Below are 12,823 nucleotides of genomic sequence, written 5' to 3' on the forward strand. Positions count from 1 at the left end.
GTACTCGTATTGAGACTCGTAGCCCTGCGGGGTGACTCACTCCTGCAGCAGGGCGAGAAACGCCTTCATGGCCGGGGTGACACTGTGTTTTCGGGTGATGAAGGCGATGGTGCCGGCGCTCGCATCGACCAGGGGGTGGCAGGGCAGCTTGAAGAGCTGCTGGGCGGTGGCGGCGATGCCGGCGCTGACCACGGCGCAGCCGAGCCCGTGGCTCACCCCGTTGGCCAGGTGGAACAGGGAGTCTGTCTCCAGCACCACCCGCAGGCTGAGCTGCTGGCGGGCGGCGGCCTCGTCGAAATAGCGGCGAAACTGCATGGTGGCGCTCGGCAGGATCAGGGGGAGATCCTGCAAGTCCGCCAGCCTCAGAGGCTGGCTCGGGGCGAGGTGCGGGGGCAGGGGCCCCAGCAGGGCCATGGGGTTGGGGTGGCGAAGCTGGACGTCGAGGGCGCGGCGCTGATGCTCGGTGAGCAGCTCGTCAAAGCCAAGGCCGATGTCGGTCTGGTGCAGGTCCAGCTGCTCGAGCAGGGTGCCGTGGGTCATCACCGACAGGCGCAGGCTGACCTTGGGGAAGGCGTCGTTGAAGCGCTTGAGCAGCGGCATGATGTCGATGCTCGACTGGGGCACCATGCCGATGCGCAGGACCCCCGACAGCGCGCCGCCAAACAGGCTCAGCTCCTGGCGCATGGCGTCCTGCTCCAGCAGCATGCGCTCGGCGTGGCGCAGCACCACTTCCCCCGCCTGGGTCAGGGCCACGAACTGGCTGTTGCGCACCACCAGCTCGGTGCCGAGGGATTTTTCCAGGGCGGTGATGCTGGCGGACAGGGTCGGCTGGGTGATGAAGCAGGCTTTGGCCGCCTTGGCGAAGTGGCGGTGCTGGGCCAGCTCGTAGAAATAGTGCAACTGCTTGATGTTCATCGAAGAGGAAGCGCCTGGCGTGGAGGATGGCTGACAAAGTTAATCAATCGACATCGTCATGGCAATAGAGGTTGTCTATCAGTGAATAGATTTGTTTCATTGGTTTTGGGGGAGCGACTTATCTAAACTTGAGGCCCGAATACACGTTATAAGCGTCTCGCATGATCCCATTCAATTCACGGTTGCCCAGGCTGGATGAGCTGGTGGAAGAGGTGGCCGTGTCCGTCAACATCAACGGCATCAACCACGCCGTCATGATGGCCACCCCGGATGATCTCGACGACTTCGCCATCGGCTTCCTGTTTGGCGAGGGGATCATCGGGGGCAACCACGATGTACACGACATCCAGAGCACCCCGTCCGAGCAGGGGGTGGTGCTCGACATCACCATCGCCAACCGCTGCCTGGCCGAGCTGGGGCGACGCAAGCGCCGCCTGGCCGGGGCGAGCGGCTGCGGCATCTGCGGGGTGGAGGCCATAGAGCATGCGCTGCCCGAGCTCGCCCCCCTGACCCCGGGCGCCCCCCTGGATACCGAGCGTTTGCGGGACTTGCGCGAGCGCATCGCCCCCTGGCAGAGCAAGGCCCGCCAGAGCGGCGCCCTCCATGCCGCCCTGGCGCTGGACGAGCGCGGCGAGATCCTGGCCTGCCGGGAAGACATAGGCCGCCACAATGCCCTGGACAAGCTTATCGGCATGCAACTGCGCCAGCCCGCGCAGGCCGCCACCCTGGTCATCACCAGCCGCTGCGGCAGCGAACTCATTCACAAGGCGGTGCAATTTGGCGCCGCCCACCTCATCAGCCTTGCTTCTCCCAGCCAGCTCGCGGTGCGACTGGCCCTGAAATACAACCTGACCCTCATTCATGTGCCCAGATCCGATGCCCCGGTCTGCTATGCCAGCCCCCGCGCCCAGGATCACGTTGGAGACTCCCATGTCCAGTCATATTGAGAAACCGGCAAAGGCCGGCGGCTTTTCCTCCCTGCAGTCCACCTTCAAGCAGGTGCTGCAGAGCCAGAAGACCCGGCAGAACATCAAGAACCTGCTGCGGGTCAACCAGACCGACGGCTTCGACTGCCCCGGCTGCGCCTGGGGTGACAACAAGCAGGGTGCCTTCCAGTTCTGCGAGAACGGCGCCAAGGCGGTGGCCTGGGAGTCCACCGGCAAGACGGTGGGTGCCGCCTTCTTTGCCGAGCATTCGGTGCGCCGCCTCTCTGCCCAGAGCGACTACTGGCTCGAGTACCAGGGACGACTGACCGAGCCCCTGCGCTACAACCCGGCGACCGATCACTACGAGCCGATAAGCTGGGATCAGGCCTTTGCCCTCATCGCGGACAAGCTCAAGCGCCTGGCCAGCCCAGACGAGGTGGAGTTCTACACCTCGGGCCGCGCCAGCAACGAGGCCTCCTACCTCTATCAGCTGTTCGGCCGCCTCTATGGCACCAACAACTTCCCGGACTGCTCCAACATGTGCCACGAGGCGAGCGGGGTGGGGCTGATCCAGTCTGTCGGGGTGGGCAAGGGCACAGTGGTGCTCGATGACTTCGACGCCGCCAAAGCCATCTTCGTCTTCGGCCAGAACCCGGGCACCAACCACCCGCGCATGATGAACGCCCTGCGCAAGGCGGCGCGCCAGGGGTGCCAGATAGTCACCTTCAACAACCTGAAAGAGGTGGCCCTCGAGCGCTTCGCGAGCCCCCAGAGCCCGGCGGAGCTCCTGACCCCGGCGGCCACCCGCATCAGCCACCAGTACCTCACGCCAAAGCTTGGCGGCGATATGGCGGCCATTCGCGGCATGGCGAAATACATCCTGGAAGAGCAGGGGGGACGCATCGATCTCGCCTTTATCGAGCAGCACACGGCGCACTTTGACGACTACCTGGCCCAGGTGAAGGCCACCGGTTGGGATCAGATCGAGGCGCAATCCGGGCTGGATCGCGAGGCGATCACCCGGGCGGCGCAGATCTTCGCCCAGAGCGAGCGCGTGATCAGCTGCTGGGCCATGGGGATCACCCAGCACAAGCACTCGGTCGACACCATTCGCGAAATCGTCAACCTGCACCTGATGTGCGGCCAGATTGGCAAGCCGGGGGCCGGGCTCTGTCCGGTGCGCGGCCACAGCAACGTGCAGGGCAACCGCACCATGGGGATCAACGAGAAACCCAGCGCCGCCTTTATCGATCGCCTGGAGCGCCGCTTCCCGGTGGGCCTCAAGCGCACGCCGGGGCACAACGTCTACGAGGCCCTCAAGGCCCTCCATGGCGGCAAGAGCAAGGTGCTCATCTGCCTCGGTGGCAACCTGGCAGCCGCGGCGCCGGACACCGACTTCACCTATGAGGCGATGCGAAGGAGCGAGCTCAACGTGCAGATCAGCACCAAGCTCAACCGCAGCCACCTCATGGTCTCCAAGGATGCCCTGATCCTCCCCTGCCTCGGCCGCACCGAGCTCGACACCCAGCGCGCCGGGGTGCAGAAGATCACCGTGGAGGACACCTTCAGCATGGTGCACGCCTCCACCGGCATGAACGAGCCAGTCTCGCCGCTCTGTCTCTCTGAGATCGACATAGTCGCGCGCATGGCCGAGGCGACACTCGGCCGCGATCTCGTGGACTGGCTGGCGCTGCGGGATGACTACGCGCAGCTGCGCAACCTCATCGCCGAGACCATCGCCGGCTTTGACGACTTCAACCGCCGCATCGAGGAGCCCTGCGGTTTCCACCTGGAGAACAGCGCCGCCCTGCTGCGCTGGAATACCGCGAGCGGGCGCGCAGAATTTCGGGCGAGCCGCTTGCCGGACTCCATCCTGCCAGAGTGCACCAGCCACGCCGAGCAGATGGTGGGCGAGCCCGTGCTGCTGCTCCAGAGCCTGCGCTCCCACGATCAGTACAACACCACCATCTACGGCATGGACGATCGCTACCGCGGCATCAAGGGGCGGCGCAACGTGGTCTTCATGAACGAGGAGGATGCCCGTCGCCTGGGGCTGGCCGAGGAGCAGCAGGTGGACATGACCGCCATCTGCAACGACGGGCGCGAGCGGGTGGTGCGCGGCTTCAGCGTCATCTTCTACGAGATCCCCAGGGGCAACATCGCCGCCTACTACCCGGAGACCAACCCCCTGGTGGCCATAGAGAGCATAGGGGAGGGCTCCTTCACCCCCACCTCCAAGTCGGTGCCCGTGCTGGTGACCCCAAGCCAGCCACAGGCCGCCAGCCTCGCCGTCAATCTGTAAGCATCCGCGCACGAACCCCTGCCCAGGCAGGGGTTTGTTCATGCCAGGTATTCGCCCGGGCCTCTCGTTTGGCGAAGCTGTACGGCGATTGTATGGCGCACCATCTTGCTGTGGTCGGGGCCTGGGGATGCCGCTATGCTGCGGCCCTCTTCCGGCCCCTGATGCAGGGCGGCCGGCAACCTGAACCCGGACGCGCCTGCCAGGCAGGGTGGCCAAGCGCCGCCGGTTTGCCGTGCGCTACCCTGTGCGGAACCCACACATGCGCAATGCAATCTCTCCCCTGATGACCGGCCTGGCCCTCACCCTGGCGGCCAGCCCCGCGATGGCGGCGGATCCCGCCAAGGAAGAGGCGCAGCCGCGCCGTGACGAGCGCGAGGCAAAGGGGGATGAGCCGCCAGGCGAGCGCTCCCCCTGGCTGTTCGTGCCCCTGCTGAGCTCCAGCCCCAAGCTGGACACGGCGGCGGGCCTGATGGTGGGTTACCTGCACCGGTTCGATGAGGGCTCGCGCCCGTCCCTGTTCACCCTGTCCGGCAAGTACACCACCTCGGACTCCCTCATCACCAGCGCCTTTGCCAAGACGTCGTTCGGCGCGGATCACCACCGCCTCGTCGGTGGGGTTATCTTTGGCGACATCAACAACAGCTATCAGGATTACCTCGGCACCGGCCGAGCCCTCGAGACCGAGGACCACTTCCGCTCCGCCTTCCTGCGCTACCTCTATCGGGTGGAGGGGGACTGGTTCGTCGGCGGCATGGCGGCCTACTCCAACTACGAGATGCAGGGACAGGATCTGCAATCGGATCAGATCCTGGAGGAGCTGGGGCTGGAGGGGTTCACCTCGGGGGGGCTCGGGCTGGCGGTGCAGCACGACTCCCGGGACAGCGACTTCAGCGCGACCCGGGGCTGGTATTTGAACGTCAACAACCTGGCCTACCGGGAAGAGCTGGGGGGAGAGGGGGACTTTGACATCTACCGGGTCGACTACAGGGGCTACTGGCGCCACGGGGATGACCATGTGCTCGCCTGGCGCAATCGCAACCAGTTCTCCCACAACGCGCCGAGTGGCTCCTATTCCCCCATCTACCTGCGTGGCTACACCCCGGGGGAGTACCTGGGTCAACACATGTCGGCGGTGGAGGTCGAGGAGCGCTACAAGCTTGCCGAACGCTGGACCCTGACCGCCTTCGCCGGGGTGGCCTGCCTCTACGGGGACGCCGTGAACGGGGAGTCCCTCGACTGCTCCGACAGTGCCAACATCTATCCCGCCTGGGGGGCTGGCGTCCAGTACCTGCTCAAGCCGGAGGCGGGCATAGTCGCCAACCTCGAGTATGCCATGGGCAAGGACGACAACGGGGGCATCTACCTCAAGATGGGCTACAGCTTCTGACGCCGGGGGGCCTCAGGCGCCGGCCACCACCACGCAGTTGCGGCCCCTGTGCTTGGCCTGATAGAGCGCCTTGTCCGCCTGCTTGAGCACGGCACCGAGATCGCTGGCATCCCCAGGCCAGTGGGCGACCCCGAGGGAGATGGTGATGCGCCCGGCCTGATCCATCTCGTGGCCTGCCACCGTCATCCGCAGCCGCTCGGCGATCCGCTGTGCCTGCACCAGGGAGACCCCGGGCAGCAGCAGCAGGAACTCCTCGCCGCCGCTGCGGCACAGGGCGGCATCGGCGCGCAGATCCCGCTGCATCAGGGTCGCCAGGGCGACGATGACGGCGTCCCCGACGTCGTGGCCGAAGTGGTCGTTGATCCCCTTGAAGTGATCGATATCGAGGGCGATGACCGCCAGGGGCCGGGACTGTGCCTGATAGTCGTCCAGCATCTGCTGCATGGCCCGCCGGTTGAAGAGGCCCGTCATGGGGTCGGTGTGGCTGTCGGTGTGCAACTGGTCAATCTTGGTGTTGAGCAGCCCCAGCCCCTTGAGAATGGCCTGCTTGAGCTGGGCCGCCTCGAAGTACCAGGCGCGGATGCTGGAGATGTTGGAGGCCGCCTCCTGCTGGTCCATCAGCCTGGCCCGGTTGGCCAGCTGCCGCAGGGGCCGGGAGATGATGGTAGCCGAGAGCCAGATGGCGAAGAGGATGAAGAGGGTGACCGGGATCATCCCCTTCAATATGTCGAGCATCTGCTGATCCAGCCCGGCCAGGGTGGCGCTGCGGGGGCGCTGGGCCACCACTCCCCAGCCCGCACCGGCCACGGGGGCGAAGCCCGCCAGCATCTCGGTTCCCCGGGAGTTGAACACGCTTTGTGCCCCCTGCCGCCCCTGCAACACCTCGTCCACCACCGCATTCTCACCTATCTTCTGGCCGATGCGCTTGGGGTTGGGGTGGTAGATCAGGGTCTTCTGCCGGTCGACCACGTAGAGGTAGGAGCCATCCTGGTAGTAGTGCTGACCCAGCAGGCTGGAGAGCACGCTGGCGGATTCCAGGTAGATGCTGCCGGCGACATAGCCGAGGTAGCGCCTGTCCGTCGAGAACACAGGGTAGGAGAGGCTGATGAGGTAGTTGCCCGAGAGGGAGACCAGGGGATCCGAGATGGTCGGCTGCTGGTTGGCGAGGGTCTGGCGGGCGCTGCGGGAGGTGAGCTTGGCCCCCTTCACCTTCAGGGTCTCGGGGGAGACGGCGACTATGGTGGACTCGGTGTTGACTATGGCCACCGAGTTGAAGGTGTTGGTGCGCTCGCGCAACTGGGTCACCTCCTGCTCCAGCCCCTTGACGTCGTTGGCCTGCAGCAGCGGCGCCAGCAGGGTGGCGCTGTAGGCAAGCTGCTCCTGGGCCGCATTCAGCATGGCCTCGGCGGAGGCGGCCAGCTTGGTGGCATAGACACGGTTGGCCTCCAGGGTACTGTCGATCAGCAGTTGTCGCTGTGCCTGATGGATGGCGTAGAAGCTGTTGCCGAAGGTGGCCAGCACGCCGAGCACGGCCAGGGCCAGGATGAGGCGATGGAGATCAAACCTCAGCAGCCAGTGAGATAGCATCGGAGAAACAAGTCCTTGTCGGTTGGCGCCGGGAGCCGGGGCCATGGTGCAATTTTACGGGGGCTGGCTGCTCAAAAGCTACCGTTAATGTGGTTCTCGAACGATTCCGTGTCGTGAATGACGGCCATGGCCGCGTCATGACTCTGCACCGCCCTGATCACCCAGGGCGGTGAGGGCGGGATCACCGAGCTCGGCCACCGTCTGCCAGAAGGGGGCGATGAGGGGGTTATCCCCTCCCGGCGGGCGAATGAGCCCTATGATCCAGCTCGCCTCGGCCTCCCCTAAGGGCAGGGTGATGACGTCCGGGTGCTCTATGGTGGTGGAGGAGGGGACCAGGGTCCAGGCGATGCCCGCCGCCGCGGTGGCGATGCCGGCGGCGAAGTCGTTGACGTACTGGATATCCCCAAAGCGCAGCCCGCTCTGGGCCAGGTAGTGCACGAACTGATCGTGGAAGGAGGGAGCCTTGTCCCGGCGCAGTATGGCGAGCGGCTTGTCCAGCAGATCCGAGAGCCCCGTCACCCCCTGGTAGCCGGCGGGCAGCACGGCGACGAAATGGGCGCGCACCACAGGCAGCACCGGCCAGCCCTTGGGGGCGGGCAGGCGGCAGAAGCCGAGATCCAGCCTGCCTTCACTGAGTGCCAGCAACTGGTGATGGGTGGAGAGATCGTTGAGCTCTATGCCGACCCCGGGGCGGCTGGCCCGAAAACGGGCGATGGCCGCGGGCACCAGCAGCTTGGTGGCGACCCCGAAGCCGATGCGCAGGGTGCCGCCATTGCCCGCCAGCACGTCGCGGGCGGTGCGACCGAGCTGCTCGCTCTGGGCCACCAGGGCGCAGGCATCCCCGTAGAGGGCGCGCCCGAGGGGGGTGAGCCGGGTGCTGCTGGCGTTGCGCTCGAACAGCTCGCCGCCAAAATCCGTCTCCAGCCGCCGGATCTGCTTGCTCAGGGCCGACTGGGTGATGTGCTGGCGCGCCGCCGCCTGACCGAAGTGCAAGACCTCCCCCAGGGTGACGAAGGCCTTCAGATCCCGCAACTCCATCACGACTCCTTCATTCCTGCTTGGAATATTGAATGGCAAAAATTGTCATTGGACGGAATTCTAGAACTGTTCGATGCTGATGCCAATTCGTTTTGACGCCCGCCAGTGCCCCCAGGGGGAGAGGCGGCACCATCCTCAAGCAGCAGGAGACAAGCCAGATGCACCATCCCAAGTTCAACGATTTCCCCGCAGATTTCCTCTGGGGGGCCGCCTCTGCCGCCTACCAGGTGGAAGGGGCCTGGAACGAAGACGGCAAGGGCCCCTCGGTGTGGGATCTCTTCACCAAGTTGCCGGGCAAGACCTTCGAGGGCAGCAACGGGGACGTGGCGGTGGATCACTACCACCGCGTGGAAGAGGACGTGGCGCTGATGGCCGAGATGGGGCTCAAGGCCTACCGCTTCTCGGTGAGCTGGCCGCGCATCTACCCCAATGGGCGCGGTGAGGTGAACGAGGCGGGGCTCGCCTTCTACGAGCGGCTCATCGAGGCCCTGCTGGCCCACGGCATAGAGCCTGTGCTGACCCTCTATCACTGGGACTTGCCTCAGGCGCTGCAGGACGAATACGGCGGCTGGGAAGACAGGCGCATCATCGACGACTTCGAGCGCTACTGCGTCACCCTCTATCGGCGCTTCGCCGGCAAGGTGAAGTACTGGGTGTCGCTGAACGAGCAGAACTACAACCTGACCAACGCCTACCAGCTCGGCACCCATCCGCCCGCGGTGCAGGACAGGAAGCGCTTCTTCGCCGCCAACCACATCGCGTTCCTGGCCAACGCCCGTGTCATCAAGGCGTTCCGCCAGCATGTGCCAAACGGCCTGATTGGCCCGAGCTTCGCCTACTCCCCCGCCTATCCGGCCTCCTGCGCCCCGAGCGACATGCTGGCGTTCGAGAATGCCGAGGAGTTCACCAACCTCTGGTGGCTGGATGCCTACTGCTTCGGCCGCTACCCCCAGGCGGCGCTCGCCTACCTGAGAGAAAGCGGCGAGGCCCCCGAGATACTGCCAGGGGATCTCGAACTGCTGCGCGAAGGCACCCCCGACTACATAGGCGTCAACTACTACTACACCCTGACCTTCACCGATAATCCCCTCGGCGGTCAGACCATGCAGCGTATCAACACCACGGGGCAGAAGGGCACCACGCCGTCCAGCGGCGTCCCCGGTCTCTACAGGACCACCCCCAACCCGCACCTGGAGACCAGCAACTGGGACTGGGCAATCGATCCCACCGGGATGCGCATCGCCCTGCGCCGCCTCTCGTCCCGCTACGGCCTGCCGCTGATGATCACCGAGAACGGCCTCGGCGAGTTCGACAAGCTGACCGCGGACGGCCGGGTGCAGGATGACTACCGCATCGCCTATCTGCACAGCCACCTCAAGGCGTGCCAGCAGGCGATGCAGGACGGGGTCGAACTGCTCGGCTACTGCGCCTGGTCCTTCACCGACATCCTGAGCTGGCTCAACGGCTACCAGAAGCGCTACGGCTTCGTCTATGTGGAGCGCGACGAGCAGGGTGGGTCGCTTCGCCGCATCAAGAAGGAGAGCTTCCACTGGTACAGCCAGGTGATCGCCTCCGGTGGCAAGACGCTGTAAGGCGCCCATGCGCCCGGTGCGCAGCGCATGTTCTACCAAATAACAGAAGGCCCCCTCAACCGAGGGGGCCTTCTGTTTTGTGTTGTTGGGGCAAGGCGGCCTAGATAAACATGCCCCCAGAGGCCTCGATGCGCTGGGCGGTGATCCAGCGGTTGTCGTCGGAGAGCAGGGCGGCGATGACACCGCCGATGTCGTCGGGCTGGCCGACCCGGCCGAGCGCCGTCTGGCTCGCGAGGAAGGCGTTGACCCCCTTGTCGTCGCGCACCACGCCGCCGCCAAAGTCGGTCTCGATGGCGCCGGGGGCCACCACGTTGACGGCGATGCCCCGGGGACCCAGCTCCTTGGCCAGATAGTGGGTCAGCACCTCCACCCCCCCCTTCATGGCGGCATAGGCGGCGTAACCCGGCATGGCGAAGCGGGTGAGGCCGGTGGAGAGGTTGATGATGCGCCCGCCATCACGAAGCAGCGGCAGCAGCTTCTGGGTCAGGAAGAAGGTCCCTTTGAGGTGGATGTTGAGCAGGGTGTCAAATTGATCCTCCGTGGTCTGCTCGAAGCTGGCGTGAATGCCGATGCCGGCGTTGTTGACCAGGTAGTCGAACTGCGGCCGTTGCCACTCCCGGGCGAGCAGTTGCGTCACCTCCTCTGCGAAGGCGGCAAAGGAGGCGCTCACCCCCACATCCAGCGCCAGGGCATGGGCCTGGACCCCGAGCGCCCTGGCCTCGGCCACCACGGCGGCAGCCTCGTCGGCCTGGCTGCGGTAGGTGATGATGAGATCCACCCCCTTGGCCGCAAGGGCGAGGGCGCTGTGTTTGCCAAGGCCACGGCTGGCGCCGGTGATGAGGGCTATGGGTCTGGTCATGGTGTGACTCCTGTGGGTGGCAAGGGCTCGGTGCGAGCCGACCGGATCACTGTATTGTTCCTTTATTGCCGGATAAATAGCGTGATAATGAAATCACTGTTCCGCTTGAAGAGACAATCAGCTCATGGATCAACTGGATGCGATGAAATTGTTCGTGCGGGTCGCCGAGCTCGAGAGCTTTACCCGCTGCGCCGAGCAGCTGGGCATCCCCAAGGCGACCCTCTCCGCCGCCATCCGCCGGCTGGAGGAGCGCATGGGCACCCGGCTCCTGCTGCGCACCACCCGGCGGGTGCAGCTCACCACGGATGGCCAGCTCTGCTACGCCAGGTGCCGGGATCTGCTGGCGGACATGGAGGAGTTTGACGGTCTGTTTCGCCAGGGGGGCCAGATCTCGGGGCAGTTGCGGGTAGACATGCCAAGCCGGATGGCGCGCCATCTGGTGATCCCGGCGCTGCCCGCCTTCCTGGCGCAGCACCCCGACTTGCAGCTGATGCTGAGCAGCACGGACAGGCGGGTGGATCTGGTGCGCGATGGCTTCGACTGCGTGGTGCGGGTGGGGGCGCTGGAGCCCTCCAGCCTGGTGGCGCGGCCCCTCGGCCACTATCGCCAGATCAACTGCGCCAGCGCCGCCTACCTGGCCCGTCACGGGGTGCCGCAGACCCTGGCGGATCTGGCCGGGCACCGGCTGGTCCATTATGGCTCCGGGCAGGGGCGCAGCGAGCCGGGGTTCGAGTACCAGCGGGAGGATGGCAGCCGCGCCCTCCTGCCGATGGCGGGGGCCCTGATGGTCAACGACAGCGAGACCTACCTGGCGGCGGCGCTGGCGGGGCTTGGCATCATACAGATGCCGAGGGTGGGGGTGGAGGCGTTGCTCGGGCGCGGCGAGCTGGTGAGCCTGCTGCCCCAATGGCAGGCACCGCCGCTTCCCATCCACGCCCTCTATGCCCATCGCCGCCAGCTGGCGCCCAGGGTCCAGCTCTTCATTCACTGGCTGGCGGCGCTGCTCGCCCGGGCCCTGGCCGGGGAGTCAGAGCCGGCTGCGCCTTGAGCGGTATTCGCTGGGGGAGAGGGCGAACGCCTCCTTGAAGAAGCGGGTGAAGCTGCTCTGGCTGGCAAACCCCAGGCGCCCGCCCACCTCCTGCAGCTGGAGACCGGGATCCTGCAGCAGCCGGCAGGCCTCCTCCTTTCTTACCTGCTCCAGCAGGGCCGAGAAGTGGCACCCCTCCTCGCGCAGGTGGCGGTTGAGGGTCCAGCGGGTCAGCCTGAGGGCCTCGCAGATCCCCGCCAGCAGGGTGGGGGAGTCGACGCTCTCCTGCCAGAGCCGCTGGCGGATGAGCCCGAGTACCCGCTCCCTGTAGTGGCTGCTCGGGCGCAGCAGCCGCATCTGGCCGTCGAGCTCCCCGAGCAGCAGGGGTTGCAGGGGGCCGTTGCAGCCTCCGTGGGCGAGATCGAGCAAGGCCGCGGGGAAGCGCAGCTCAAAGCCCTCTCCCCGTTGCAGCCGCTCCCCCAGCCAGGCCCCCAGCTCGCGCCACAGTCTGGGCCGCACCGGGGTGGGCAGCACCAGCTGGCCCTGGCCGGGGTGGTAGAACTGCAGCAGGGCATAGAGGTGGCCGAGATTGGCCAGGCTGCTCATGGCGATCACGTCCGGGTGATCGGACTCCGAATGGTAACCGAGCCTGGCCTGCCCCTCTTCCTCCCGCAGCACTATCCGATCGCACTCGCCGATGAGGGGGCGGTAGGCGAGGAAGAAGTGCAGGGCCTGGCGCAGGGTGGCGGCGTTGCAGCACAGGCTCGCCAGCGGCAGGTAGTCGGCAAAGAGCCCCGAGAGCGAGGGGGGCGACCACTTGTGGGTCATGTCCATATGGGGGGCGACCTGGGTCAGCAGCCGGAAGTGGCGCTGGGCGTCGATCCGCCCCTGGGGGAGCAGCAGCTCTTCTCTGGCAATCCCGGCAGCTTGCAGGAGCTGGGCCGGATCCCGGCCCTCTCTCTGCCAGTGGTTGAGGCAGTGCAGGGCTATCCGGTTGGAGACTGTCTTCACGGCGAAAATCCTTGTCGGCGGTGGCCCACCATCATCCGCCAACGGCCATGAATTGCCGTGAGCCAGGTTCGGCTTCATGTTTCAGAAATGTAACCAAGGGTAACCCTGCAACCCTTTTCACACTTTTCGAACTTGCTCCCAACCGGCAATTCCCTGCACCCGCAGGGCAAGTGAGGCGG

10 protein-coding genes are annotated in these 12,823 nt (G+C 65.9%); 5 read left to right on the forward strand and 5 right to left on the reverse strand.

Annotated elements, in window-relative coordinates; translation table 11 throughout:
- Nucleotides 1-36: 36 nt before the first annotated feature.
- Nucleotides 37-915, reverse strand: a complete 879-nt coding sequence (locus ACWPWQ_RS05860) for a LysR family transcriptional regulator (RefSeq protein ID WP_454009245.1) — start codon at nucleotides 913-915, stop codon at nucleotides 37-39.
- 161 nt (nucleotides 916-1,076) lie between these two features.
- Between ACWPWQ_RS05860 and fdhD the strand changes: the two genes are divergently transcribed.
- From fdhD to ACWPWQ_RS05875, 3 genes are all read left to right on the forward strand, one after another.
- Nucleotides 1,077-1,862 carry a formate dehydrogenase accessory sulfurtransferase FdhD gene (fdhD, locus tag ACWPWQ_RS05865; protein WP_454009246.1) on the forward strand — a complete coding sequence of 262 codons (786 nt, stop codon included), beginning with the start codon at nucleotides 1,077-1,079 and terminating at the stop codon, nucleotides 1,860-1,862.
- On the forward strand, nucleotides 1,846-4,143 hold the full coding sequence (locus tag ACWPWQ_RS05870) for an FdhF/YdeP family oxidoreductase (RefSeq protein WP_454009247.1): 2,298 nt from the start codon (nucleotides 1,846-1,848) through the stop codon (nucleotides 4,141-4,143). Before fdhD ends, ACWPWQ_RS05870 begins: the two co-directional genes overlap by 17 nt.
- 259 nt (nucleotides 4,144-4,402) lie before the next feature.
- Nucleotides 4,403-5,530, forward strand: coding sequence for a hypothetical protein (locus ACWPWQ_RS05875; protein ID WP_454009248.1), 1,128 nt, complete (start codon nucleotides 4,403-4,405; stop codon nucleotides 5,528-5,530).
- Between the two features lie 12 nt (nucleotides 5,531-5,542).
- Here ACWPWQ_RS05875 and ACWPWQ_RS05880 read toward each other — a convergent pair whose 3' ends face one another.
- Nucleotides 5,543-7,117, reverse strand: a complete 1,575-nt coding sequence (locus tag ACWPWQ_RS05880) for a sensor domain-containing diguanylate cyclase (protein ID WP_454009249.1) — start codon at nucleotides 7,115-7,117, stop codon at nucleotides 5,543-5,545.
- Between the two features lie 135 nt (nucleotides 7,118-7,252).
- Nucleotides 7,253-8,155, reverse strand: coding sequence for a LysR family transcriptional regulator (locus ACWPWQ_RS05885; protein WP_319913659.1), 903 nt, complete (start codon nucleotides 8,153-8,155; stop codon nucleotides 7,253-7,255).
- 158 nt (nucleotides 8,156-8,313) lie between these two features.
- Between ACWPWQ_RS05885 and ACWPWQ_RS05890 the strand changes: the two genes are divergently transcribed.
- Nucleotides 8,314-9,747, forward strand: a complete 1,434-nt coding sequence (locus tag ACWPWQ_RS05890) for a glycoside hydrolase family 1 protein (RefSeq protein WP_454009250.1) — start codon at nucleotides 8,314-8,316, stop codon at nucleotides 9,745-9,747.
- A 100-nt stretch (nucleotides 9,748-9,847) separates the two neighbouring features.
- Here the strand turns inward: ACWPWQ_RS05890 and ACWPWQ_RS05895 are convergent, their stop codons facing one another.
- Nucleotides 9,848-10,606, reverse strand: a complete 759-nt coding sequence (locus tag ACWPWQ_RS05895; RefSeq protein ID WP_454009251.1) for an SDR family NAD(P)-dependent oxidoreductase — start codon at nucleotides 10,604-10,606, stop codon at nucleotides 9,848-9,850.
- Between the two features lie 124 nt (nucleotides 10,607-10,730).
- Between ACWPWQ_RS05895 and ACWPWQ_RS05900 the strand changes: the two genes are divergently transcribed.
- Nucleotides 10,731-11,654, forward strand: coding sequence for a LysR family transcriptional regulator (locus ACWPWQ_RS05900; protein WP_319917519.1), 924 nt, complete (start codon nucleotides 10,731-10,733; stop codon nucleotides 11,652-11,654).
- Here ACWPWQ_RS05900 and ACWPWQ_RS05905 read toward each other — a convergent pair.
- Nucleotides 11,634-12,644: a helix-turn-helix domain-containing protein gene (locus ACWPWQ_RS05905; protein ID WP_454009252.1), complete on the reverse strand. Its 1,011-nt coding sequence runs from the start codon at nucleotides 12,642-12,644 to the stop codon at nucleotides 11,634-11,636. The two genes, ACWPWQ_RS05900 and ACWPWQ_RS05905, sit on opposite strands and share 21 nt — an antisense overlap.
- Nucleotides 12,645-12,823 lie beyond the last annotated feature (179 nt).

This window comes from Aeromonas sp. Marseille-Q7275 (genome assembly GCF_965119515.1).